Annotated in this window: 20 protein-coding genes and 1 pseudogene; 19 read left to right on the forward strand and 2 right to left on the reverse strand. The window is 70.6% G+C overall.

What is annotated here, in order from left to right; all coding sequences use genetic code 11:
- Window positions 1-939: 939 nt before the first annotated feature.
- Window positions 940-1,860, forward strand: coding sequence for a DUF5655 domain-containing protein (locus ACWGJ2_RS12490; protein WP_453346011.1), 921 nt, complete (start codon window positions 940-942; stop codon window positions 1,858-1,860).
- A 94-nt stretch (window positions 1,861-1,954) separates the two neighbouring features.
- Here the strand turns inward: ACWGJ2_RS12490 and ACWGJ2_RS12495 are convergent, their stop codons facing one another.
- Window positions 1,955-2,704, reverse strand: a complete 750-nt coding sequence (locus tag ACWGJ2_RS12495) for a DNA-methyltransferase (RefSeq protein ID WP_453346012.1) — start codon at window positions 2,702-2,704, stop codon at window positions 1,955-1,957.
- Window positions 2,705-3,294: 590 nt separating this feature from the next.
- On the opposite strand from ACWGJ2_RS12495, the pseudogene ACWGJ2_RS12500 reads away from it, so the two are divergent.
- The 16 genes and pseudogenes from ACWGJ2_RS12500 to ACWGJ2_RS12575 all read left to right on the forward strand — a co-directional run bounded on the left by ACWGJ2_RS12500 (window position 3,295) and on the right by ACWGJ2_RS12575 (window position 19,208).
- Window positions 3,295-4,459: pseudogene (locus ACWGJ2_RS12500) on the forward strand (C40 family peptidase).
- A gap of 97 nt (window positions 4,460-4,556) precedes the next feature.
- A complete protein-coding gene (locus ACWGJ2_RS12505; protein ID WP_453346013.1) occupies window positions 4,557-4,865 on the forward strand; it encodes a DUF6112 family protein in 309 nt (102 codons plus the stop codon).
- Entirely contained in the window at window positions 4,865-5,551 is a 687-nt protein-coding gene (locus ACWGJ2_RS12510) for a hypothetical protein (protein WP_453346014.1), read from the forward strand. Before ACWGJ2_RS12505 ends, ACWGJ2_RS12510 begins: the two co-directional genes overlap by 1 nt.
- Window positions 5,552-5,587: 36 nt before the next feature.
- Complete coding sequence (locus tag ACWGJ2_RS12515) at window positions 5,588-6,961, forward strand: SCO6881 family protein (protein ID WP_453346015.1); 1,374 nt, start codon at window positions 5,588-5,590, stop codon at window positions 6,959-6,961.
- A 95-nt stretch (window positions 6,962-7,056) separates the two neighbouring features.
- Window positions 7,057-8,538 (forward strand): SCO6880 family protein, encoded by a 1,482-nt coding sequence (locus tag ACWGJ2_RS12520; RefSeq protein WP_453346016.1) that lies wholly within the window; start codon window positions 7,057-7,059, stop codon window positions 8,536-8,538.
- A gap of 50 nt (window positions 8,539-8,588) precedes the next feature.
- Window positions 8,589-9,050, forward strand: a complete 462-nt coding sequence (locus tag ACWGJ2_RS12525) for a DUF6238 family protein (protein ID WP_453346017.1) — start codon at window positions 8,589-8,591, stop codon at window positions 9,048-9,050.
- 22 nt (window positions 9,051-9,072) lie between these two features.
- Window positions 9,073-10,602, forward strand: a complete 1,530-nt coding sequence (locus ACWGJ2_RS12530) for an ATP-binding protein (RefSeq protein ID WP_453346018.1) — start codon at window positions 9,073-9,075, stop codon at window positions 10,600-10,602.
- On the forward strand, window positions 10,599-11,762 hold the full coding sequence (locus ACWGJ2_RS12535; RefSeq protein ID WP_453346019.1) for a hypothetical protein: 1,164 nt from the start codon (window positions 10,599-10,601) through the stop codon (window positions 11,760-11,762). The genes ACWGJ2_RS12530 and ACWGJ2_RS12535 overlap by 4 nt, the downstream gene beginning before the upstream one ends.
- An 899-nt stretch (window positions 11,763-12,661) precedes the next feature.
- Complete coding sequence (locus ACWGJ2_RS12540) at window positions 12,662-13,105, forward strand: hypothetical protein (protein ID WP_453346020.1); 444 nt, start codon at window positions 12,662-12,664, stop codon at window positions 13,103-13,105.
- Window positions 13,106-13,118: 13 nt separating this feature from the next.
- A complete protein-coding gene (locus tag ACWGJ2_RS12545; protein ID WP_453346021.1) occupies window positions 13,119-13,877 on the forward strand; it encodes a hypothetical protein in 759 nt (252 codons plus the stop codon).
- Between the two features lie 37 nt (window positions 13,878-13,914).
- Window positions 13,915-14,412 (forward strand): hypothetical protein, encoded by a 498-nt coding sequence (locus tag ACWGJ2_RS12550; protein WP_453346022.1) that lies wholly within the window; start codon window positions 13,915-13,917, stop codon window positions 14,410-14,412.
- A gap of 16 nt (window positions 14,413-14,428) precedes the next feature.
- On the forward strand, window positions 14,429-14,914 hold the full coding sequence (locus tag ACWGJ2_RS12555; protein ID WP_453346023.1) for a hypothetical protein: 486 nt from the start codon (window positions 14,429-14,431) through the stop codon (window positions 14,912-14,914).
- Between the two features lie 83 nt (window positions 14,915-14,997).
- Window positions 14,998-16,794 carry a type IV secretory system conjugative DNA transfer family protein gene (locus tag ACWGJ2_RS12560; RefSeq protein ID WP_453346024.1) on the forward strand — a complete coding sequence of 599 codons (1,797 nt, stop codon included), beginning with the start codon at window positions 14,998-15,000 and terminating at the stop codon, window positions 16,792-16,794.
- Between the two features lie 90 nt (window positions 16,795-16,884).
- Window positions 16,885-17,085, forward strand: a complete 201-nt coding sequence (locus ACWGJ2_RS12565) for a hypothetical protein (RefSeq protein ID WP_453346025.1) — start codon at window positions 16,885-16,887, stop codon at window positions 17,083-17,085.
- A complete protein-coding gene (locus tag ACWGJ2_RS12570) occupies window positions 17,085-18,266 on the forward strand; it encodes a DnaB-like helicase N-terminal domain-containing protein (protein WP_453346026.1) in 1,182 nt (393 codons plus the stop codon). The genes ACWGJ2_RS12565 and ACWGJ2_RS12570 overlap by 1 nt, the downstream gene beginning before the upstream one ends.
- 57 nt (window positions 18,267-18,323) lie before the next feature.
- Window positions 18,324-19,208: a DNA cytosine methyltransferase gene (locus ACWGJ2_RS12575; protein WP_453346027.1), complete on the forward strand. Its 885-nt coding sequence runs from the start codon at window positions 18,324-18,326 to the stop codon at window positions 19,206-19,208.
- Here ACWGJ2_RS12575 and fxsT read toward each other — a convergent pair.
- A complete protein-coding gene (gene fxsT / locus ACWGJ2_RS12580; RefSeq protein ID WP_453346028.1) occupies window positions 19,169-21,640 on the reverse strand; it encodes an FxSxx-COOH system tetratricopeptide repeat protein in 2,472 nt (823 codons plus the stop codon). The two genes, ACWGJ2_RS12575 and fxsT, sit on opposite strands and share 40 nt — an antisense overlap.
- Window positions 21,641-22,410: 770 nt before the next feature.
- Here fxsT and ACWGJ2_RS12585 point away from each other — a divergent pair.
- Both ACWGJ2_RS12585 and ACWGJ2_RS12590 read left to right on the forward strand, forming a co-directional pair.
- Complete coding sequence (locus ACWGJ2_RS12585; RefSeq protein ID WP_453346029.1) at window positions 22,411-23,613, forward strand: NucA/NucB deoxyribonuclease domain-containing protein; 1,203 nt, start codon at window positions 22,411-22,413, stop codon at window positions 23,611-23,613.
- A gap of 21 nt (window positions 23,614-23,634) precedes the next feature.
- Window positions 23,635-24,144, forward strand: coding sequence for a hypothetical protein (locus tag ACWGJ2_RS12590; RefSeq protein ID WP_453346030.1), 510 nt, complete (start codon window positions 23,635-23,637; stop codon window positions 24,142-24,144).
- Window positions 24,145-24,314 lie beyond the last annotated feature (170 nt).

Genomic DNA, 24,314 nt, shown 5'->3' on the forward strand with positions numbered 1-24,314 from the left:
ACCGGCCTCGCCGACCGGCTCCCGAACGTCGCACCGGACCTGCCCGAGCACCCGGACTACCCCCCGCATCCTCGACGCCTTCAACCAGACGACCGGACCGCTACGGGCCAAGGACATCTGCGAAGTCCTCGGCCACGAACTGCTGCCGAAGAACGTCGAAGGCGCCCGCGCCAAGCTGAAACGCCTGGTCAAACTTGGGATCCTCACCGAGGCCGACACCGGCAACTTCGCCAGGAAGCAATAGAGCCGACGGAACCCCCACCAGCGACCTCGCTGCAACCTCAACCAGAAACGGACATCAACTCACGAACCGCCCACTGAGAGGGGTAGCAACGTGGTGAGGCCCTGGTGCGCCCGGGTGTAGATCCACCGTCCTCATCGCCCCTGAGAGGGGTAGCAACCCGCATGGTGCACCGCAGGCGCCCACAGCACCGAGGAGTCCTCATCGCCCCTGGCAGGGGTCACAACATGGACGCGGACGTGATCGCCGCCATCCTCAGCCAGGTCCTCATCGCCCCTGGCAGGGGTCACAACGCTACGGACGAGAGCTGGTGGGTGTACACGTCCTGGCGTCCTCATCGCCCCTGGCAGGGGTCACAACGCATGGTGAACCTGGGAGCGTGCGCGACGGAGACGGGTCCTCATCGCCCCTGGCAGGGGTCACAACACTGTGGGGTACAGGGTCACCGCGGCCTCGGCGATGGTCCTCATCGGCTCTGAAAGGGGTACCAGCATGTCGTTCTGCCCAATAAATACAAGACTCCGACATACACGCGGATATGGCAGATGGTGGGGCGAGGCCCGCAGGGCAATCGGTGAACCCGCCCCCTGCCGTCCACCTCCCGCAGTACGCGCTGGATATTCGAGTCAGTCAGGAATAAACCCGCAGTACGTTTGATTCCTACCTGGCAGTGCTCGTGCCAGAGCAGGGAGGAGTTCATGGGGGATCTGAAAGTCTTCCGAGTTAGAAATGGCCGGATGACGGAGATACCGGGTGCACCGGTGGCGGTGGAGCGGGAGTTGCAGTCGCTGATCGAGGCCAACATGGAGACCATGCTCGGGATCCGGTTCCTGGCCTCGGAGTACCGGACCGGCCGACGTCACCGGGGGCGGGTGGATTCGCTCGGGCTGGACGAGAGCGGCACCCCGGTGGTCATCGAGTACAAACGTTCGCGGGACCAGAACGTGATAAACCAGGCGCTGTCATACCTGGTGTGGCTGCGGGACCACCATCATGAGTTCGAGCGGCTGGTCGCCGACCGGCTCGGACCGGAGGCGGCCGGGGCGGTGGACTGGAGCAATCCGCGGGTGGTGTGTGTGGCCGGGGAGTTCACCTACCACGACACGGTGGCGGTGGAGGAGATCGGCCGTCGGATCGACCTGGTCTCCTACCGAATCTTCGACGATGTCCTCACGCTGCAACTCGTTGTCTCCGTCGCCGGGACGAGCAACGCCACGAATCTTGGGGCGGTCTCGCGGAGATCGCATTCCTCGGAGGCTGCGCCTATGGCGGGCGTGCAGCAGCGACTGGACAGGGCACCGGCGAAGATCAAGGAGTTGTTCGGCGCGGTCGATGAGCGGCTGCTGCTGCCGGAGGGGGCGCGGGTGGAGCCGCAGCAGCTCTACTTCGTCTACCGGCGGATGCAGAATTTCGCCTCGGTGCGGGTGCTGCCGCGCAAGGAGGTGGTGGCGGTGAACTTGAAGCTGGATCCGGCGACGGTGGAGCTGGAGGAGGGCTTCACCCGGGACGTGACGAAGATCGGCTGCCACGGGATCTCCGGGGTCGAGGTGAGCCTGCGCTCGCAGGCCGACCTGGAGCGGGCCGAGGACTTGATCCTGCGCAGCATCGCGGCTTCCTGACCACGATCGACGAAGGGGCGGCCTCCTACCCAATTCGGGTGGGCGACCGCCCCTTCGCGCGTTCTGCCCTCCTCCTCGGTCTTCCGTACCGGGGTCACTGCTCGGGTCCGGCGAGGTCGAAATCGTCCTGGGTCAGTTCGTTCTCCATGCGCTGTTCGGCGATGTCGGCGTAGTGGTCGGACAGCTCGACGCCGATGAACTGGCGTCCCTCGCGCAGGGCGGCGACTCCGGTGGAGCCGGATCCGGCGAAGGGGTCGAGGACGGTGCCGGCCGGTGGGCAGATCTTGACCAGTTCCTGCATCACCTCGACGGGCTTCTGGGTGATGTGGACGCGGTCCTTGCGGGGCTGGCTGGCGGTGTAGAGGCCGGGGAGGTAGACGGGGTTGCGGTGCACGTCGACGGGGCCCTTGGTGCCCCAGACGATGTACTCGCAGGACTGCTTGAGCCGCCCCTTCTGCGGGCGGGAGACCGGCTTGTGCCACGAGGCGACCCCCCGCCACGTCCACCCCGCCGCCTGCAACGCATCCGTCGTGGTCGGCAGTTGACGCCAGTCGGTGAAGACCAGCGCGGTGCCCGACTCCACGGTGGCGCGGTAGGACTCGGTCAGCAGCAGCGACAGCCAGTACCCGTAGGAGCGCTGGTCGCGGTTCTCGCCGGGAAAGTTGGCGAGCTGGTGCTCGGCGTCCGCAGCGGTGTACTTCGCCCGCGCGGTGCGTCCGGTGCGCTCGGAGCTGGTGCGTCCGCCGGAGTTGTAGGGCGGGTCGGTGATCAGGGCGTCGACGCTGTTGTCGGGGAGGCCGGACAGCACGCTCAGTGCGTCGCCTCGGTGGAGGGTGTAGGGCATCACGGGGTTCTCTTTCAGGAAGCGGTGCAGCACGCTTGACCCCGCCCGAGGGAGGGGTGCGTGGCGGGGGAATGCCCGGCGAATTGCCCCGCGGGTTTCGGGGCGGGGGCCGGTGCGCGCTGAAGAGTAGTGCGGGATTCCGGCCGCACCAAGCCAGAAGCGGGCCTCCTGCGGGGCCGGGGTCGGCGCGTTTGGTGCGGCCGGAATTCGTTCCTACAGTCGCGGCACGCTCATCGGGAAGGAGCCCGCACCGCCCCTGTTGAGCTGTGCTGATGCGTGTCGCACCGTCCAATGGGTGCGTCGCTTCGGCATGTTCCCGAACGTCTCCGAAGTGGAGAAAGGCGTCTGTGGAATGTGGCGCGTGAGATTACCAGCGCGGCTTGCTGCCGCTCTTCGCTGAAGCGGACCGGTGGCCGGGACGAGCACATCCCGGCCGCCGGGTCCGCCGCCCCTGAAATGGGGTTTTCGGATTCTGACCGGTGTGGTGTGGGTGGCCTTTTCGACGAGAGCGCCCGCACCGCGCCGCCTACGCACAAGGAGTCGTCAATGCCACGCAACCTGGGCCACCCGGTGCCACCGTCGGGCGGTCGATGCGGCCTTCGCCCCGCGTCCGCCTCGCGCCCGTGAACAAGACGCTGTTGAGCGTCGGTGCGGTGGTGGCCGCGCCGATGCTGCTGATCGCTCCGCTGGCGGTGGCGGTGGCCGGTGCGCACGGCGCCGACGCGGCCTGTAAAAGACGACGCGGAGGGCAACGTTGACGCGGCGGCGGTCGCCCAGCAGGTGCGCTCGATCCTCGACGGCGGCACGACCGATCCGGTCCACGTCTCCGGGCTCGATGCTCCGAAGGAGCAGGTCCCGAACGCGCGGAAGATCCAGGCCACCGGTGTCGCGCTGAAGGTTCCGGCCCGGGGGCAGGTGGTCGCGCTGGCCACCGCGTTGCAGGAGTCGGGCCTGCGGAACCTGTCCTACGGGGACCGGGACAGTCTCGGGCTGTTCCAGCAGCGGCCGAGCCAGGGCTGGGGCACCCCGGCGCAGGTCCGTGATCCGGTGCACGCGGCGACCTCCTTCTACACGCACTTGAAGAAGGTGCCGGGGTGGCAGTCGATGACTGTCGCCCAGGCCGCCCAGGCGGTGCAGGCGAGCGGGTTTCCCGGCGCGTATGCGAAGTGGGAGCCGCTGGCCACCGCCTTGCAGAAGGCCCTCGCCATCTCCCTCAAGGACGGCGGAGGCTCCGGCAAGGACACCTCCAAGGGCGACAAGACCGATGCATCCCTCGGAGGCGAGTGCGGTGACGAGGACGGGACGTCCTTCGGTCCGATTCCGAAGGGCAAGGTCCCCAAGGGCTACAGGATCCCGGCGTCGGCGCCGAAGTCGGTGCGTGCGGCGATCCGGTGGGGGCTGGGGCAGCTCGGCACCCCGTATCAGTGGGGTGGTTCGTGCGCGGATGCGCACGGCGCCGATCCGATGGGCCGGTGCGACTGCTCCAGCTTGATGCAGGCGTCTTACAAGGCCGGTGGCGTCACGCTGTCGCGGACCACGTATACGCAGGTCAAGGAGGGCACGGCGGTCAGCCCGAAGCGGCTGGAGGCGGGGGATCTGCTCTTCACCCGCGGCAGCGCCGCCCGTCCGGAGCACGTGGGGATGTACCTCGGGCACGGTCTGATCCTCCAGGCCCCGCGCACCGGTGACGTCGTGAAGATCTCCCGGCTCGCCGAGTGGCGCCCGGACATCCTCGCCGCCCGCCGCATCACCTGACCGCTCCCTCTCCCTTCCGCCCCTTCTCTCTCTTCCTTCTCATTTCTCTCGCATGACGTCCGGGCATTTCGCATGCCCGGCGTGAACAGGAGTTGTCTTGAAGTTCGCGCAGCATCTCCAGCACTTGGCCTACGACCCCGGGGTTTCCCCCAAGGGCGGCGGCCTGCCCGGTCTCGATGTGCTGAAGAAGGTGATCAGCTCGATCAACCTCTTCGGGATCATCGCCACGGTCGGCGCCCTCGCTCTCTCGGCGGTGATCTGGGCCTGGGGCCACCACAGCGGCGGCCACCAGGCCGAGCAGAACGGCAAGAAGGGCACCACGATCGCTGCAGGCGTCGCTCTACTGCTCGGCGCGGCGAACGGGATCGTGGCCTTCTTCTCCGCGATGGGGACACAGGTCCACTGATGCCCACGCTGAAGAAACGATCGGCCTCTCCGCAGGAGCCCTCCTCCGCCACGTCGTCGGTGCTGCGGCGCTCGGTGATGGTCGGCATCATCCTGGCGGTGCTGCTGGCCGTCGCCGGTCTCCTCGCCTACCTGACCCGGGCCGAAGCACCGCAACCACAGCCGGGGGCCCATCCGAAGTCCTCGGCTTCTCCGCACTCTCCGGCGCCGCGTCCGAGTGCGGAGGAGGCTGTTGCCGCACCGCCGCGCACCACCAGTCCGGTGACGTTCGCGAAGGCGGCGTCCAGGGCGCTGTGGAGCTATGACACCCGGCATGTCTCCCGTGCCGAGCACCTGTCCGGGCTCAAGCGGTGGATGACCGGCGAGGAGAAGTACCGCGAGTGGAAGTCCGTGACCGGCGAGGTGCCCGGCAAGAAGCTGTGGGAGCGGCTGCGCGACAACCGTCAGTACGCCACAGCGTCGGTGGAGGAGGGGCACTTCCCCGAGGCGTTCAAGTCCGCCCTCTCCCAGGACCCCGGAGCGGTCACCGAGGCGTACGTCTATGCGGTCACGGTGTCCGGCACGCAGTCCCTGGCCTGGAAGGACGGCGGCTCCGGCGCCGAGCCGCGCCAGATCACGCTCGCCGTCCAGTGCCGCCCCGACCACGCATGTGCGCTCTCCGGCGTCCTGCCGGAGGTCGCCCCATGACCCGCGCCACAACAGCAATGACGAGGGAGGTGCGCCGTGGGTGCCTGTGATCTTCCCCTGATGAACCAGGTGTGCGGGGCGGTGGACGGGGTGGCCGGGGCGACCGGCTCGGCCATCACCGACGGCATCGGCGCCTGGATGGCCAAGAGCATGAGCGAGGTCGCCCAGTCCGCCACCGACCTGGCCTCCCGCGCGGCGGACAAGACCACCGCCATCGACCTGAACGCCGAGTGGTTCCGGCACAACTACGAGCTGATCCTCCCCATCGGGCTGATCCTGACCGTGGGCACCTTCTGTCTCCAGCTCACCCGCGCCGCCTGGCGCCGCGACGAGCGCGCCCTGGCCCAGGCGGCGTTCGGAACCATGACCGGCATCTTCTTCGCGTTCGCCGCGATCGCCTGCACCAGCGTCGCCCTGACCGTGGTCGACGCCCTGTCCGCGGGGCTGTTCCAGGCGGCGAACACCTCGGTCGACGACGCGATCCGACGCCTGATCAAGGTCAACCAGTTGGGGGCGCTGTACGGCCTGGGCTGGGGCGTGCCCGCCATCGTCGCCCTCGGGTGCGCGGTCGGCGCGTTCTTGTACTGGGCGGTGATGGTCGCCCGCAAGGTCGGCATCCTCGTCCTGGTCACGCTCGCGGTCTTCGCGGGCGCGGGCGGCGGCTGGGAGGTCGCCAAACGGTGGCGCAGGGGGTGGATCGAGGCCACCGCCACCCTCATCGTCTCCAAGCTGCTGATGACGATCGTCTTCCTCCTCGGCGTCTCCGCGATGGGCAAATCCGATGCCGACGGCGGGATCGGCGCGCTCTCGGACGCGATGGCCGGCATCGTGGTCATGGTCCTGGTGCTGCTGTGCCCGTATGCGACCTACAAGTTCGTGCACTGGGCCTCGGATGGCGGCGGGCACGATGACCTGCACCGCAGCGGGGTCGCCGGGATGGGGACCGCGGTCGGGTCGGCGAAGGCCGCAGGCCAGTTGGCGATGCAGGCCAAGGCGGGCGGCATCGCCCCCCAGGGCCCCGCCAAGGTGCCCGGCCAGGGCACGGGCGGTGTGATCCCTACTATCGACCCGGCCGGTGGCTCCTCCGGGAGCGGCGGACAGAGCAAGCCGAAGCAGACCCACTTCCGCTTCGGCGAGAACCCCCACGCCTCCGGTGACAAGGGCCGCGCCCTCATCCGCCGTCCCCCGACCGACGGCGACCGGGGCCAGCCCCTCATCCAGCGCCCGGGCCAGGAATCCGGTGCACGCTCCAGCGGAGCTGGCCAGGGCACCTCTGACCGGTCTGCGGGGACGATGCACCGGCCGTCCTCAACGAGCGCTCCACCGCCTGCGAGCGGGCCTTCTCCACAGGGCGGTGCGACGCCGCAGCGGTGGGTCTACCCCAACCCGCCGAAGGATTCCGGCTCCTAACGCCCTCACCTGACGGGGGCGGGCTCAGACCGCGCCCGGCCGCCCGCCCCCGTCCCCCTTCTCCTTCTCCTCTGTTTTCAAGGACGGCTCTGCTCATGCTCTCCGAGACCTCTTCTTCCGGTTCTTCCGGTGGTCCGGCCACCGTGAAGTTCCCCCACCGCACCCGCCGGGGCGTGCTGATGGGCCTCTCCGCCCCACAGGTGCTCGGCGTCGCAACCGCCGGTCTGCTGCTGCTCGCGGTCCTGCTCACCTCCGGCGTTCTCGGCGCGCTGAAGCTCCTGCCGCTGTGGGTGCTGCTGCTGGCGGGCGTCTTTGTGCGGCACCGGGGCCGGTCGCTGGCCGACTGGGCCCCCATCGCCGGGCGCTACGCGCTGCGCCGTGCGAGGGGGCAGTTGGTGTGGCTGGCCCGGCCCGCCACCCGGCCCCGCCGGGAGGGGCTGCTGCACCTGCCCGGGACCGCCGCCTCGCTCCGCGTCACCACCGCCCCCGACAGCCGCTTCGGCGCCGTCCACGACCCGCACACGGGCACCCTGACCGCCGTGGTCCGCGTCTCCGCCCGCGCCTTCGCCCTGCTGGACGCCGCGGCGCAAACGGCGAACGTGACCGGCTGGGGGCGCACCCTGGCCGCCCTCGCCCGCACCGGACACCTCGCCCGCCTCCAGGTCCTGGAGCGCACCGTCCCCGACTCCGGTGACGCGCTCAACCGGTACTGGGGCGAGCACGGCGACGCCCAGGCGCCGCTGGCCGGACCGGTCTACCGCGACCTGATCGAGGCCGCCGGACCGGCCGCCGCACCCCACGAGACCTATCTCGCGCTCGCCCTGGACATGAGGGCCGCCCGCCGCCTGATCAACCAGGCCGGAGGGGGCCTGACCGGGGCTTTCACCGTGCTGGCCCAGCTCACCTCCACCTTCGACCAGGCCGCCCGCAACGTCGGCCTCGCCCCCAGCGACTGGCTCTCCGCACACGAGGTCGCCGCCGTCATCCGCACCGCCTACGACCCCGCCTCCTCCGCCGCACTCGCCCAGTGGTCCGCCACCGGGCGCGCGCAAGCCGACCCCGCCGCCGCAGGCCCGGTCGTCGTGGTCGAGAAGAGCGACCGCATCCAGACCGACACCGCCCACCACGCCACCTTCTGGATCAAGAACTGGCCCCGCACCGAAACCAGCCCCGGCTTCCTGCACCAGCTCCTGTTCACCTCCGGCGTACGCCGCACCCTCTCCCTCACCTACACGCCCAAGGGTCTGGAGTCCGCGCTCAAGGACGTGCAGCGCAAGAAGGCCAGCGTGATCGCGGACGCCGCCGAACGCCAGCGCAAGGGCCAGGTCGACTCCGAAGAGGACGCCGTGGAATACGCCGACGTCAAGGAACGCGAACGCCAGCTCATCGCCGGACACGCCGACGTCGCCCTCACCGGGCTGCTCACCGTCTCCGCCGAAACCGACGAAGAGCTGAACTCCGCCTGCGCCGCGATCGAGACCGCCGCCGTGGCGTCCATGACCGACCTGCGGCGGCTGACCTGGCAGCAGGCCGAAGCCTTCACCCGCGCCGCCCTCCCCCTCGCCCTCACCGCATAACCAACCCCGCCGACCCGCTCGTTCCGCGTTCGACCGAAGGCCCCTCCCCTATGCCGACCGACCCGCCGCCCGAGTCCGACCCCATGGCGTCGGACTTCGTTCCGTTCGCCACCGCCGCACTCGACTTCCACCGGGCCATCAACCTCCCCGACGCACCCGCCGCCGCCTCCCGCCCCGAACTGGACTCCCTGCACGCGCACCTGGTCGCTCTCTACGGCCTCCTCGACGCGCACACCACCCGCACCACACCGGTCGCCCCGGCCGAGGGCGACCATCTGCGGGCGTGCCGGATCCGGCTGTGGCAGGCCGCCGACCACCTCCACGCCGCCTTCCACACCACGCCCCGCTCTGACGGCCGCCTCCCTGGCCGGGAGGCGTGCCGGGCCCGGCTCCCCGAGGGCGCACCCGAGCACACCGTGTGCCAGCGCCACCTGGCCACCTCTGTTCGGGTGCGCCGCGATCACACCCCGGCCGATCTGCACGGCCCCGTCACCGGCTTCACCCGCCACTGACCGACCAGGAGTACCACCCCGCATGACCCCCTCTATACGCACTCGCGCCAGTGCCAGCCCGCTGTTCGTTCCGGCCCAGCGCGACCGCCGCACCGCGCGTGCCGCGCGGGCCCGCCTGGCCACCGCGCGCGACCAGGCCCGCCACGCCTCCCGCCCCGAAACCCGCACGGCCTCCCCCGGGCTCGATCCCGAGCTGCGGGCCACCTACCCGGCAGCCGGTCGTCCCGGCCCGGCCTCTGCCCGCGGCGGCACGCTCAAACTGCCCGCGCACCGGATGACGACCGCCACGGCCTCCGGGGCGTATCCGTTCCTGGCCGAGGGCGGGCTCGGCGCGCAGGGCATCTACATCGGCCGCGATGTCCATGCGGAGGCGGCGTTCTGCTACGACCCCTTCTCCCTCTACGGGCGTCTGGAGGGGTTCACCAACCCGAACATCCTGCTCGCCGGGGTGATCGGCATGGGCAAGTCCGCCCTCGCCAAGTCCCTCGCGGTGCGCGCCGTCGCCTTCGGCTACAAGATCTACGTGCCCTGCGACCCCAAGGGCGAATGGTCCGTCGTAGCCCGGGAGCTGGGCGGGCAGACCATCGCGCTGGGCCCCGGCCTGCCCGGACGGTTGAACCCCCTCGATGCCCCGGCCCGGCCGAGCGAGATCAGCGAGGAGGACTGGCGCACCGAAGTCCGCAAGCGCCGCCTGCTCTTGCTCGGTTCGTTGGCGAAGACGGTGCTGCGCAGGGAGCTGCACCCGATGGAGCACACCGCGCTCGATGTCGCCCTCGACCAGGTCGTCGCCCGCGCCGAGGCCGAGGGGAGCACGCCGCTGCTGGGGCAGATCGCGCATCTCCTCGGCTCCCCGGACCAGCTCGACGCCGCCCTCGGCGAGCCCTCCGCACGTCTCGGGAACGCGGCCGAGGACCTCGCCCACGCCCTGCGCCGCATGGTCCACGGCGACCTCGAAGGACTCTTCGACGCCCCCTCCACCGTCGCCTTCGACCCGAGCGCGCCGATGCTGTCCATCGACCTCTCCCGCCTGGGCAGCGCGGGCGACGACACCGCCCTCGTGCTGGCGATGACCTGCGCCTCGGCATGGATGGAATCCGCGCTCGCCGACCCGGAGGCGGGCCGGCGGTGGGTAATCTACGACGAAGCCTGGCGCGTCATGCGCCACGCCGCCCTGCTGGAGCGCATGCAGTCCCAGTGGAAGCTGAGCCGGGGCCTGGGCATCGCCAACATGATGATCATCCACCGGCTGTCCGACCTGCTCACCGCAGGCGACGCCGGATCACGCGGCCGGGCCCTGGCCGAGGGCCTGCTCACCGACTGCTCCACCCGCATCATCTACCGCCAGGAAACCGACCAGCTCACCTCCGCCGCCTCCCTGCTCGGCCTGACCGGCGTCGAGACCCAGGCCGTGGCCGCCCTCACCAAGGGACGCGGCCTGTGGAAGGTCGCAGGCAACTCCTTCATCACCCAGCACCTCCTCCACCCCCGCGAACGCGAACTGTTCGACACCGACGCCCGGATGCACGCCTACGACCAGGGCAAAGACTCATGAACCCCGATCTACAGCACGACCCGTCGCCGAACGACGAGTCTCTCCGCTTCATCAGCACGCTCACCGAAATGAAGGACAAGTTCGCCGGCCTCGCCCAGCGATGGCAGTTGCTGGATGAGAGCGGCCGTGTGCCGGCCGCACCCTCCTTCAGCGAGCTGTTCCAGCAAGCCGCCCACGCCCAGGATCTCTCCCGAGACGTCTTCCGGCTCACGGGCGACTTCGCCGCGAGCCCCCACGGCACGAACGACACCGCCTTGGACCACTTCGCGAGGGCGAGCACCATGTCGGGCCACGCGGCCTCGCACCTCGCGGAGACCGCAGAGGCTGGTCTCAGGCTGGCCCACTCCGCCCGTCCAGACGATCGGCGCTACTTGGAGAACCGTATGGTCGTCGACCATGCCACGGCCCGCGCCTACCTGCGACGTACGTCGGAATCGCTCCGCGACGCGGCCAAGGAACTCATCCCCACCCGCCCTGCGAAGGAGCCCACGATGCCTCTCGACCCGACCGTCCGCGAGGCCCTGCTCGCCGCGATCCCCGAGGCCGCCGCGCGCGGGCGGCGCACGGTGCGGGAAGACTGGGACGGTGTCTGCGACGGCCTGTGCGATGAGAACAATCAGCCGCTGGACGAGCGGTACGACGTCGGCCAAAGCCAACGTGACGCCGAAGCCTGGGATGCTTTCGAGCCCTTCCTCGACCACGGACTTGAGCTGCTCGACCAGGCCGAAGAGGACTTCCTCGCCCTCCACCAGGACGAGGCCAACCCGGACTTCGAGACGATCGCACGCCGCCGGTCGCAGCTCAGCGCTCTGCGCGAGGCAGTCGAAGGGGGCCGGGAGGAGCGTGCTGTCTGGAAGCACGCGGACACGATGATCCTCCCCGACCCCCCCGAGAGCCCCGAGTTCCGGCGCCGGGCGGAGGTCCTGCGCAACGCTGAGGTGTGGGACTACGCCATCGCCTTCGCCGAGAACGCCGATGTCCTGGTCGAGATCGACCAAGCAACCCGGGCTCGTACGGGCGTCGGTCGCCCTCGCACGGCCCAGGCCGAAGCCGCCCGCGCCCGCTCCACCACCACAGCCGCCCCCAGCCCGTCACCCCCCGACGCTGAGCCGTCGGCCACTCAGTCGTGCGTTCCCGGAAGGGCTCCGCGGCTGCGGTAGGAAGTTTCGTGTGGAGCATCGTGCAGACCAGATGAATCACAGCTCCGCCGGCACTCATCGAGCCACCTGCTGGGCGCTGGAGCAGTTCGAGGAACCACTAGCAACGGCCGCCATGCTCACGAGGTTCGGTGCGCTGGCGTCCGCCGGGTATCAGCAGACCACTTGGTGAGCGGGGGCGGCGCCCCGTTGTCCGGAGCGATGCGGGATGCCGCCGGATTGCCGGAAAGCGCCGTTGCCCGCGCAAGATCGTCGGCCTACTGTCGTGTCCGGGCCGGTCCACACTCCGGCATGGCCCATCCCGTGCGCACCGTGTCGTGCCGCTGCGCGGCTCCGTCCCCTTGCCGCAGCGACGGACGGAGCCGGGCTGTCCCTCACCATCCCGCCCGGTGCCTGCCTTGCATCCGGCCGCTGAGGGACACGCAGCCTGGAGCCAGGGGAGGGAAGCCTTTCCCCGTGCCCCAGGCTGTACAGGGGCCCGCCGCCGATGAGCGCGGCGGCGGGCCGCGCGCGCCATGCGGCCCCCAAGGGGACAGCCGTAGCGCCACCTCCGACTATGCGCCCCCCGAGGGGCGCATATGCCCTCGCTCCGGCCGGAGAGTCTGCACCGGTCTTCCCCCGACCGGGACTGCTTCCGTACCCGGCCTGGTCGCAGGCCCCGGGCACTGGGCCACCACACCCTCCAGAAGGAGCAGAGGGTCCTGCGATGTGGGCACCAGATCTCAGCCAGCGCCTACGGCACCAGCGGGAAACACAGCATTCGCCCGGGACCGCCCTTCCCACGCTGCCCTCCGGCCCTCGCGCCAACCGAGACGGCCTAGCGCCAATCTCCGGCACCGCCAAATCCTCCCTCACCGTCCATCCTCGTCGACCTGCACATCAGCAACCCGAGTGAGGTTCTCGTGCCGGAAGCTGCGCACATCACCATCGGCCACCACCCGGATGCCGGGCCCGTGGCCGCCCCCTCCCACGACCACCACGTCACCGATCATCTGCTGCGCCGGGTCGGCTTCGAGCGCCTCGGCGACAGCCGCCTCTACGCACTGACCGAACCGGACCGTGATCCGGTACGCCGTGCCCAGCTCGCGGTCCAGTCGCTCCGGGCCGCACGCCAGGACATCGCCGCGGATGCCGCCTTGGACCTCCACCCCGGCGAGCCACTCCCGCTGCCCGGCGGACCACCGACAGAGCCGCCCCTCGCCGCGACGTCCGCCCAGCAGCGGCGGGCCCAGGCGGCGACATCCGTCTCCCCCGCCGCCACCGCACCCCGGCAGCCCGGCCCCCTCATCGAGAGCACGTACCGCCCCAGCCCGGCTCTGGCCCGGCAGCCCGCGCACCACCGCTAGGAGAAACGTTCCTGTGTCCCCCTCTCTCCCACCTGATGTCGCCTTCGGCGTCATCCCCGACGTGGGTGTCGCCGCCGCCGTCACCGATACCCGCTCGCGCTTCCTCCACGAGGCGCTGGGCCAGCACGGCTTCACCTACAGCCCCGACCGCGACGTCTACCTGCTGCCGCCCGAGACCGGCCACGACAGCGCGGTGAAGGCCGTGGCCGCCGCCACCCGGCAGTTCCAGAAAGCGGGCCACTCGGTCGCCGTCGACCCCCGCACTGTCATCCCATCCGACGGCGGCGAACCGACCGCTGCTCCCGGCCAGCCCCCGAACGCGCTGCCCGAGGACGCGCCCGATCTGCGCGAGGCCGCCGGGGCCGCCGCCGTCATCCGCAGTGCGCTGGACGAGGGGCTCGGCCCGCTCGAAGAGCTGCACGAGCTGATGGAGACCGCCACCACCTGGTGCGAGCGCCTCGACTCCGACGAGGGCCGGGAGATGGCCCAGCACCTGCGCCACACGAAGCACCGGGTCACCGCCGTCAACGACCACGTCATGAGCGCGTTGATGAAGCTGGAGGACATGAGCCGAGGGCTTCCCACAGACGCCCCCGCCCGCGCCGACATGCCGCTTCACGAGCAGCACGACGGGCTCCCGGAGCGCCACACCTCCCGCTCCCGCGCCGCCACGGCCGCCTCGCCCCACCGCCCCGGACCCACACCGCAGGCGGCACTCCCGCCCTCGCCTCCTGCGGCCCAGCCGCCGCCCGGCCACCGCCCCACCCGCTGACCGCCCCTCCCCCGCTGATCTGTAAGGAGCCCGCTGAATGCCCGTGAAGACGATCTGGTCCATCGACCACGCCTGCGGCCACACCGCTGAGACCGATCTGTCCGCCCGTCCCGCCGACCAGCGCGCCGGGTACGCGCGCTGGCTCGCCGCCCGGGACTGCTCCGCGTGCTGGCGCGCCTCGAAGGAGCAGGACTCCGAGTCGAAGGCGGAGTGGCTGGCGGACAAGCGCGCCCAGGAGGCCGCCGAAGCCGAGGAGTGGGCCGAGCGGTACCGGATGCCGCCACTGGAGGGCAGCGAGCGCGCCGTCGGCTGGGCCGCCCGCTGCCGCCACCAGCTCGTGACCGCCGCCTACACCACCCTCGTCACCGAAGGCGCGACGAGCGAAAGCGAGTGGGAGGCCATCGAGAAAGCCGTACGGCCGCTGACCCGGGCCGGGTGGTGGATCGACAACCGCGAGGCCGACCCCGCGGACCTGCCCGAGCTGCTCCAGGCCGCGAGCGAGGCCGACCGCCCCAGCGAGAACCCCCACTTCTGACCCCGGGAGACCACCCGTGCCACTCGATCCCCGCCCGACGCGCACGCCCACCGATCCGGAGGGCACGCGCACCTACGGGCACCAGATCCTCCACCTCACCGACCAGCTCAACGGCGCCGAGACGTACGAGGAGGCCGCCGAGGCGGCCGAGCACGTGCTGGACGAAGCCGACGGCGTGCTCGCCAGGCTCGGCCAGTTCTTCGAGGCCGCCGCCGAACAAGCTCGGGCCGCCGTGACCGATGAGGGCTTCGAGCTGGCCTGCCGGTTCGAGGACGCCGCCGCCACACTCACCGACCTCAGCGACGAGCTGCACGGTGTCGGCGACCAGATGCGGGCCCTCGGACCACCCCCGGAGGAGGCGCACTGGCAGGCCCAGATCGCCCACTACTACGCCACCGCCCCACAACGCCCCGGCTTCGCGAGCCCGGACTCCGCCGCACCCGCACCGCCCGCTACGCAGGCGCGACCCGAGCACACCCCGCAACCCCACCACCGCCGCTAGGAGCCCGAAACCATGGCCGCCTTCAGAGCCTTCTCCCCCCTCCGCTCCTTCCCCACCGCTCCCGCACGTTCTGGGACCCGCTCTTGTCTGATGCGCGCACGCGGACGCCCTCGACCACCACCGGTACGGACGTCCTGCTCTCCCTCCTGCTCGGCCTCGCCGCCCTCGGTATCGGCGGCGGCACCCTGGCCTGGCTGTCCGGCAACCTCACCAACACCATCGTCGGCTCCGGCCCATGGGCACCACTCGAACCCCTCCAGGCCCTCTTCCACCCCGAACAGATGTGGCCGCACCTGTCCCGGCCCGCCCTGCTCACCGGCGCCTACGCCCTCCCCGCCGCGCTCCTGGCCGCCGCCGCGTTCACCGGCGCGAAGCTGTGGCTGCGCCTGCGCACCAAGCGGCAGGGCCTGGCCGACCCTCGCGACCTGGGGGACCTGCTGCCGAAGAAGGCCGCCGCCAAGGCCACCGGCCTGCGCCCCAGCCTGAAACACACCAAACCCGGGGACGTCGCTCCCGATGACCGCGGGGTGCTGCTCGGCTCGCTGAAGCCCGGATCGGCGGAGGTGCGTTCTTCCTGGGAGGACGTCCTCCTGGCCATCATGGCCCCCCGCTCCGGCAAGACGAGCGGCCTGGCGATCCCCGCGATCCTCCGCGCACCCGGCGCAGTGCTGCTGACCTCCAACAAAGCGGCGACCGACGCGTTCACCGCGACGGTCGACGAGCGTGCCCGGGTGGGGACGGTGTGGACGCTGGACCCGCAGCAGATCGCACACGCCGAACAGGACATGTGGTGGGACATCCTCTCCGATGCCCACGATCTGACCGGCGCGCGGCGCCTGGCCCAGCACTTCGTCACCGCCTCGGTCGACGAGTCGAGCGCGGGGGACTTCTGGTCCACCGCCGCCGCCAACACGTTGACCGCGCTGTTCCTCGCGGCGGCCCGGGGCGGTCGGCCGGTCACCGAGGTCACCGCCTGGCTCGCCTCCCCCGCCGACCGCACCCCCATCGACCTGCTCACCGACGCCGGACTGCACGCGGTCGCCGCCCAGCTCCAGGGCACCGTCGCCGGAGCCGTCGAAACCAGGGACGGGATCTACGAGAACGCCCGGCAGTACGCGGCCTGCCTGCTGGATCCGCGCATCGCCGCCTGGGTCACCCCACCCCACCGCACGTCGAAACTGCGGGAGTTCAAGCCGGAGGAATTCTCCACCAGTACGGACACGCTCTACCTGCTCTCCAAGGACGGCGGCGGCAGCGCGTCGGCGATCATCGCCGCCGCAGCGGACGCGGTCATGCGCGCCGCTGTCGTCCAAGCCGAGCGCGACGGCGGACGCCTCGACCCACCGCTGCTGGCGATCCTGGACGAGGCCGCGAACGTCTGCAAAATCCAGGACCTCCCCGACCTCTACTCCCACCTCGGGAGCCGTGGAGTCATCCCCATCACGATCCTCCAGTCCTACCGCCAAGGCCAGCGCGTGTGGGGCGAGACCGGCATGGACGCCCTGTGGAGCGCGGCAACGATCAAGCTCATCGGCTCCGGCATCGACGACGCCGACTTCGCCGACAAACTCTCCCGCCTGGCCGGGGACCACGACGTGCAGACCCTCTCGGTCTCCAGCAGCGAATCCGGCAAGTCCTCCTCCGTCTCCATGCGGCAGGAACGCATCCTCCCGCCCGACGCGATCCGGGCCCTGCCCAAGGGCAGCGCGCTCTTGCTGGCGACCGGCATCCGCCCCGCCCTGCTGGATCTCAAGCCCTGGTACCGGCAGCCGGACGCCGACCGCCTCGGCGCCGCCTCGAAGAAGGCCACCGTCGCCATCACCGCACGTGCCCTGGCCAAGGACCGGCCCGGCCGCGCCCCGTACGGACCGGCCGCATGACCGCCGCGCCCGGCAGCAGCACCCCGACGAGACGAACGGGCTTCACCACCACGCCCTACCGCCCGTTCTCCACTCCCATCGAGGTGCCCGATGACCGAACCCTCCTGGGACACCATCCGTCCTTCTGAGCAACTGGCCGACACCCCCGCCATACGCTGGGACGGCCGCTGGTGGCTCACCGCTCCCAGCGGCGCCGTCCCCGCCGATGCCGCCCTCACCCGCGCCCTGGAGCGCCACGTCGCTGACCTCGCGGCAGCCGACCGCGTCGTCGCCGCCCTGGAACACGGCTGATGGAGACACCGCTGGTGCAGGCCGAGCAGGCCGTCCTGGGCGCGGTGCTGCTGGAGCCGCGCCAGCTCGGCCGCCTGACCGGCTGGCTGCGCCCCGAACACTTCTCCCGCCCCGCCCACTCCGCCCTGTATGCCGCAATGCTCGACCTGCGTCAGGACGGCCATCCGGCGACGAAGCTCGCGCCCGATGCGCCCGTCCCCATCTCCTGGATCAACGACGCGCGCGAGAAGGCAGGCACGCACACACGTGGTGTCACGGCCGGATACGTGCACTCGCTGGTCAACACCTGTCCGCGCCCGGCGCACGCACCGGTCTACGGGCGGATGGTGCTGGAGGGCGCCATCCACCGCAGCGTCACCCAGCACGCCACCCGCCTGCACCAGGCCGCCCACGCGGATACCACCCGCGGCAACGGCGTCGAGCAGACCCTGCACCACACCCAGGTCCTGCACGAGGTCCTCGACGACCTCGCCCGCCGCTGGGGCACCGAACCCCGCCCCGCGACGCCGAGCACAACGCCCGACCCGCACCGCTCCCCGGACACCACACCGGAGCGGATGCTGGCCGACGAGGAGTTCCTCCTGGCCACGCTCACCACCCACCCCGGCCAGATCTCCCCGACGGCCGACCGGCTACACCCCGAGGACTTCGCCGACCCCGGACACCAGCAGATCTACCAGGCACTCGTCGCACTGGAACACCGGGGCGAACCGGTCGACGAACTGACCGTGCTGTGGGAGTGCCAGCGCCGCGGCGCCCTCGCCAACGGCGTGCTCGATGCCGAGCGCGTACGCCGCATCTGCACCACTCCCGTCGCAGGCTCGGCCGGATACTTCGGCGAACAGCTCCTCGACGCCTCCCTCCTGCGCACCGCCACCACCGCCGCGCAGCGCATCCGCGCCCTGGCGGAGGACGACACGCTCGCGCCCGGCCAGCTCATCAGCCACGCCCTGCACGCCCTCACCCCACTCGACCAGGTCCGCCGAGGCCGGAATGCCGCCGATGCCGGCACCGAGCAGGAGCAGGCAGCGACGAGTCCGTCGGGGCTTCCTCCCCCGGCCCGTGCCGCCGCCGCACAAGCCCGCAGCACCGGCCCCCGCACCAAGAACACGGCGCCTGCGAACGCGGCCACACCCCCTCCCGCCGCCGCTGCCCACCGTTCCCGAAGGAGTTCCCCGTAACAGACGCCGCCGATCGCACCGACTCCGCGCAGGCCCGGCTCCCGCGCGGCTGACAGGATGGACCGGCTCCGCGCGGGCATCACCGTGCCCTCCACTCCCGCAGACCAGCCTGCTGTGCGAGCGCTCGGTGCCGTACTCGGCTCCCTGGCCGACCTCGGGCGCGATGCACACTGGTGCGTGCTACGCGCCTCCGACGTCGGCGCCCCGCACCGACGGGAGCGGCTCTTCCTCACCGCCTGGCGACGAGATGCCGCTGCTGAAGACGCCGACCAGCAGCCTCGCCTCCAACGGCGGCAGCCAGCACCCGGCCAAGCGGAAGCAAGGTGGGCACGGCCCGAACCTTGCCGACGGGGTCGAGTGGCTCCCCCTCCGAAGGCATCCGACGTCGCCAAGGGCTCGCCCCACCAGCGCCACGGCAACGGCGACCTGACGCTTCCCTCGGCTGCGGCTCAACTGAGCAGCCGAACAACCACGGCCTGGGTTCCAGCGCACCCGGCTCGTGCCCTCTTCGACGCAGCAGCACTGACCAAGAAGGCTCCCGGGGTGGGGGCGCTACAGCGAGCCATCGCCCGATGGGAGAGGCTCACCCGCCCGGCACCCGCGCCGACCGACGACGCAGGCCGCCTCTCGCCACGGTTCGTGGAGTGGATGCAGGGCCTGGACGACGGCTGGGTCACCGCCACCCCGGACTCGGACGCCCCGCCCAGCTCACCGCGCTGGGCAACGGCGTCGTACCCCAGCAGGCGACTCAGGCGATGCGCATCCTCGCCCCGCGTCTGGATACATGGTGTCGTTGGTATCGCTGACGAAGTGTTCTTCAACCTCGAACGTGGCGGTCACGGGCTTCTTGCCGGGCGTGGCGTCGCCGTCGGGTCCGCGCTCGGGCGTGGTCTGCGGTCCGGTCAGGGCTGGGTGCGCTGCCACGGCCATCGACGCCGTTGAGTACGCACGGTCGCAGCCCGTGCCGCCGCGAGGTAGTTGCGGCTGGTGAGGGTGTCGTGGTGGTCCGGTCCGAGGACGCGTTCGAAGTCGCTGAGAGTCTGCTGGAGGAGGTCGGCGGCCTCCTGATGGTGGCCGAGTGAGTCCAGGGCGCGGGCGAGGTTGCCGCGGCTGACGAGGGTGTCGCGGTGATCGGGTCCGAGGACGCGTTCACGGTCGGTGAGGGTCTGCTGGAGGAGGTCAGCCGCCTCCTCATGAAGGCCAACCTTGGCCAAGGCATTGGCGAGGTTGTTGCGGCTGGAGAGGGTATCGGGGTGCTCCGCTCCCAGGACGCGTTCGCGCTCCGTGAGGGTCTGCCGGAGGGGGTCGACGGCCTCCTCATGAAGGCCGACCTCAGCCAAGGCATAGGCGAGGTTGCCGCGGCTGACGAGGGTGTCGCGGTGATCGGGTCCGAGGACGCGTTCACGCTCCGTGAGGGTCTGCCGGAGGAGGTCAGCCGCCTCCTGATAACGGCCGAGCGCGTGCAAGGCCCTGGCGAGGTTGTTGCGGCTGGTGAGGGTGTCGCGGTGGTCCGGGCCGAGGACGCGTTCACGGTCGGTGAGGGTCTGCTGGTGGAGGTCGGCGGCCTCCTGATAACGGCCGAGCGCGCGCAGGGTGTCGGCGAGGTTGTTGCGGCTGGTGAGGGTGTCGCGGTGGTCCGGGCCGAGGACGCGTTCACGGTCGGTGAGGGTCTGCTGGTGGAGGTCGACGGCCTCCTGATAACGGCCGAGCGAGTCCAGGGCGGTGGCGAGGTTGTTGCGGCTGACGAGAGTGTCGCGGTGATCGGGTCCGAGGTGGTGGGTTGCGGCGTCGAGGAGGCGCTGGCGCAGGAGGTGTTCCTCAGCCGTGGCGCCCGCGTCCCGGAGGGTGGCGGCGAGGTCGTCGAGCAGGTAGCGGGCGGTGGTGAGGTCGGTGTCGGGTGTGCGGTGGAGGAGGGGTGGGAGGTGTGCGGCGAGGAGGCGTGCGGCGGGCCAGCCGGGGCGGCCCGCGCCGGTGGTGTCGCGAACGGCCTGGGCGAGATGGGTGTCGAGGGCGGTGCGGCAGATGGTGCGGTCGGTGCCGGGGGGCGGGGTGAGGGCGATGACGTCGTGTACCAGGGGGTGCAGCACGATCTGCCCGGCCGTGAGGACGTCTGTGCCGTCGCTGCCGGTCGGCGCTGCTGGGGTGTTGATGAGGCCGTACTGGTGGAGCGCGGCGAGGGCGGCGTCGAGGTCGGCCGCCGTGGCGGTCTGTCCGGTGGCGTCGGTGAGGAGGTCGGGGGTGAGAAGAGTGCGGGGGACGGGTGCGGCTTCGAGGAGGGCGAGGAGGTAGAGGGCGGGGCGGGCGAGGGGGTAGCCGTCGGTGTGGAGTTGGGTGAGGGAGAGGTCGAAGGTGTGCCGCACCACCCGGCGGGCGATTTCCGGGTCGTCGGCCCGGGGGTGTGCGGCGCCGATGAGGTCGCCGAACTCGGACGCGAGGGCGTGCTGGTAGGCGGTGAAGGTGCGGTAGCGGCTGGTGGGGTTGGCCAGGTAGCGGCCCGCGGTCTTCAGGGCGAGGGGGAGTCCGCCGAGCCGTTCCCCGAGTGCGGCGGCCTCCTGCGCGGTGCCGGCGGTGGGTGCGGCGTCGCGCAGCACGGTGCCCGAGGCGTCGGCGGCCAGGGGTTCGAGCGGGAGGAGGCGGGCTCGGGGGCCCCAGGTTTCGCGCGCGGCATCGCGGGTGGTGACCATCAGGAGCCCGGCCCCATCAGGGCGCACCCAGCCCCGGTAGGAGCCCGGTGGCTCGCTGCCGGGGCCGAGGCGGCGGGGGGTGTCGACGTTGTCGAGCACGATCACCCATCCCCGCACCGCCGCCAGGTGCTCCCACACCACGTCGACGAGTGCGGCCCGGCCGCTCCGGGCGTCATCGACACGGGCCTCGGGCAGGCCCAGTTCCTGGGCGATGCGGGTCAGATCGTGGGCGAGGCGGGCAGCATCGTTCTGCCAGCGCACCCAGAACACCGCCCGCCCCCGCTCCTCGGCCTGCCGGGCGGCCTGGGCGGCGAGGGTGGTCTTGCCCAGCCCGCCCGTCCCGCAGACCACGACGAGCCCGCCGTCCTTGCCGGCCACCAGACGCTGGAGATCGGCAAGCTGGCCCTCCCGGCCTCGCACGGGGGCCTGGAGGGCGGGAGCACGGTAGGAGGCATCAGCGGCGGCCCCCCGCACCCACCGCCCATCCGCCCCGCCGCCGCCCGCGGGGGCAGTGGCGGAAACGGGAGAGCGCAGGGCGAACAGGGAGACGGCGAAACCGGCCAGGCCGACGCACCCGCCGATCACGCTGGAGAGCTGGTCCGCCGTCTCCAGTCCGACCCGCGCAACCGTCCAGGCGATACCGCCCGCCACCACGGCCCCTACCGGCGCCCACAGCAGCCGGGCCAGCATCCACCGCCACCGGCAACGCTGGCGACCGCCCCTCACACCCACAGCCCCCTGCGCCCCTTTCCCCCGTTCCTGTACACCGAGGATGCCATCCGCGGTAGATCCGCGAGCGGGACCGGGAGCTTCGGTACGCAGCCGTGACAGCACCAGCCGCGGCAAGGCCATGCCGCCCGCCGTTCCCGTGAGGGTTCCCCGTGACAGGCGCGGCCGTTGCTCCTCGACGGTAGCGGCCAGGACTCCATCGCGTCCCGCCCAGTCCGTCAGATACCGGCGGGACACATCCACGCTTGCCTCTCTTTCACGTTGTGAGCTGCTTGCCCGGCTTGGTCCTGTTGCGTTTCGCGGTCACGACGTGCAGTGAGCGCTCGTGGCGCTCACTGCACACCCGCTGGAGAACAAACCAACGGTATCGGGCATGTACCGCCTTACATGTCAAGCCCATAGAACACCTGACTTGTGGCTGATTTACCGCTTCCAATACCAGCAAGATCCACATAACTTTCGTGACCGCTACACATGTTCTGCAGATCAAGGGGGTGATTGTGCTCGGGAACCTGCACGGCTGTCATTCGACGTGCTTCTTCTGGCGCCACCCTCGGAGGCCAGGTGAAGGGATTTCTGTGAGAACTGCCTTACGCACTTCTCTCATCGGCATAGCGCTCGCGCTCTTGCCGCTTCAAGCCGTTGCCGCACAGCCATCCGGCAGTACCGAAGCTCCACTCCGGTCTCTCCGGGCCGACTCCGAAAGCCCCGGATCAACTCCGCCGCCAAGCGTGAAGCACGCCAGCCCGGCCCCGGAAAGCTGCGGCCAGTCGCAGGAGCGCCTCAGATCACACGAATCACAAACCAGCGGCACCGCCCTGTGTGTCGAGCGCATCCGCAACGCTGAGATCAGCCCTCAGCCTCACGCCTCAGCGCGTCCCGGCGAGGCCCACGAACAGCTCAAGACCCCGAACCGCGCAGCAGCCGACCGTGCTCGCGTGCCAGTGCCCGACTGGTGCTACGACTACGCCGACGGCTCCGGCAACTGGCTCTTCTACCGGCACGAAGCATGTGCCGTCAGCGTCTGGGAACTGAGAATCCTGGATCAGAACTCGGGACAACAGCTCGGCAGGCTGGAATATATACGGGAAGAGTTCATCTACACCAAGTACGACGAGAGCGCCTGGGGCCATCAACTGGCGATCGACGTGCTTGAAGGGTCAGCGTCCGGGGATATCACCGGCATCCAGTTGCAGGGTCAAGGACGCTGCACAGGCGCCTGCACTCTGCCGAGCGGCAACGTGGACTTCCCCATGCAGCCCGTAAAGCCGAGTGGGTACGCCTACGGGCAAGCCATACCGGAGAGCACAGCCACTGCTTCCGGCGCCGTAGGAACGGGGAAATCTGGCATCGTCTTTCAGTTCCTCAAGCCGGGGGCCAAACCCAGCAACCTGATGCTCTCGGAACCCGGAGGTGACATACGCTGCGATAATGCCACCCCCGGCATGCAGAAGACAGGATGCGTCGTGCCTGACTACAGACCCATCTTCCAAACGAGCCTGTCCGGGAACAACCCGCAGTTCGCACGTCATCTGCGCCTCGCCCTGAAGTCCGGTCTCCCCGGGGCCTATCCGAACGGCAAGCCTCTGACCCGATTGACGGACAAGGCACTGTCCAAGAAGAACGGCGACCGGGCTTGTCCGCAGGCATCCAACGGGGGTTACCCGCGGCCGACGGGCTATAGCTGCGACGAGTACCCCTTCCGCTCGACCTGGCAAGGCGCCTACACCCAGTCCCCCAACACTCCAGCGCCTGGCCGAACATTCAGCTTCTGCCAGATCCCGACGTTGCACCCTGAGACCGGCCCCCAAGGCTGGTCAGCCTGCATGATCGACAAGACGCAGAACAGCGGCGGCGGGGCCGCCCTCCAGAACTTCTACCGCGAGAACCGAGTCATCGAGAAGGACAACTTCTTCGTCTCGGTCGCCAACTGACCGTCCCATACCGTGGAAACCATGAGCGAAACGCCTGGCACCGGCAGCGAACACGTAGATGCCGACTACGGCATGTTCTACCTCTGCGACAACGACACCCTTCCTCCCACGGAAATCCGCCCCGCCAACGGCCTCATCTTCTCGGTGGACGGAATCGCCGTGGTGATGACAGGAGTACAGGCCGGCCCCGTCCAGGTTGAGGTCGAGGCCCGCTCCCACGCGCCGCAGTATGTGGACACTCAGGCATGGGACGAAGTCCTCGACCACAGTCTCTACGCACCGAACGGGCAGGTCGGAGTCAACCACATGGAGCACGGCCCTACTGGCTTGCCCCTCCTCACGCCCTACGGAGCAGGCCACTACCGCATCAGAGTCCACGCGCGAGGCCGTGACACCGAGCCAGACGGTTTCGTCGAGGAGGCGGTTGAGAACTACCGCCTGATCGCGTGGCCGCACCCGCCCGAACAAGATGTCATCCACAAGCAGACCGACCAGTGCGGAGCCTCCTGGCGCGGCTCCATCTCGGAATAGGCCACCAGAGAAGGAACCACCGGGATACCGGCTCCGGAGCGCACAACTGCAACATCGTGCTGGTCTGCCACCCGTGGGGGGGGGGGGCGGCCCCCGCCGGGGGGGCGGGGCGGGCCGGGCCCGGTCTACCGGTTCGCGGCTTCGTGAGAGGCCATCCGGTTCGTGCGGCC

Source organism: Streptomyces sp. NPDC054796, from assembly GCF_053611545.1.

Excerpts from the sequence above, each read along its gene's own strand:
- ACWGJ2_RS12510 (WP_453346014.1), top strand. The coding sequence starts at position 4,865 with ATGCCCACGCTGAAGAAACGATCGGCCTCTCCGCAGGAGCCCTCCTCC.
- ACWGJ2_RS12570 (WP_453346026.1), top strand. The coding sequence starts at position 17,085 with ATGGAGACACCGCTGGTGCAGGCCGAGCAGGCCGTCCTGGGCGCGGTG.
- ACWGJ2_RS12495 (WP_453346012.1), bottom strand. The coding sequence starts at position 2,704 with ATGCCCTACACCCTCCACCGAGGCGACGCACTGAGCGTGCTGTCCGGC.
- ACWGJ2_RS12565 (WP_453346025.1), top strand. The coding sequence starts at position 16,885 with ATGACCGAACCCTCCTGGGACACCATCCGTCCTTCTGAGCAACTGGCC.
- ACWGJ2_RS12530 (WP_453346018.1), top strand. The coding sequence starts at position 9,073 with ATGACCCCCTCTATACGCACTCGCGCCAGTGCCAGCCCGCTGTTCGTT.
- ACWGJ2_RS12550 (WP_453346022.1), top strand. The coding sequence starts at position 13,915 with ATGCCCGTGAAGACGATCTGGTCCATCGACCACGCCTGCGGCCACACC.
- ACWGJ2_RS12590 (WP_453346030.1), top strand. The coding sequence starts at position 23,635 with ATGAGCGAAACGCCTGGCACCGGCAGCGAACACGTAGATGCCGACTAC.
- fxsT (WP_453346028.1), bottom strand. The coding sequence starts at position 21,640 with ATGCTGGCCCGGCTGCTGTGGGCGCCGGTAGGGGCCGTGGTGGCGGGC.
- ACWGJ2_RS12575 (WP_453346027.1), top strand. The coding sequence starts at position 18,324 with ATGGACCGGCTCCGCGCGGGCATCACCGTGCCCTCCACTCCCGCAGAC.
- ACWGJ2_RS12525 (WP_453346017.1), top strand. The coding sequence starts at position 8,589 with ATGCCGACCGACCCGCCGCCCGAGTCCGACCCCATGGCGTCGGACTTC.
- ACWGJ2_RS12520 (WP_453346016.1), top strand. The coding sequence starts at position 7,057 with ATGCTCTCCGAGACCTCTTCTTCCGGTTCTTCCGGTGGTCCGGCCACC.
- ACWGJ2_RS12490 (WP_453346011.1), top strand. The coding sequence starts at position 940 with ATGGGGGATCTGAAAGTCTTCCGAGTTAGAAATGGCCGGATGACGGAG.
- ACWGJ2_RS12535 (WP_453346019.1), top strand. The coding sequence starts at position 10,599 with ATGAACCCCGATCTACAGCACGACCCGTCGCCGAACGACGAGTCTCTC.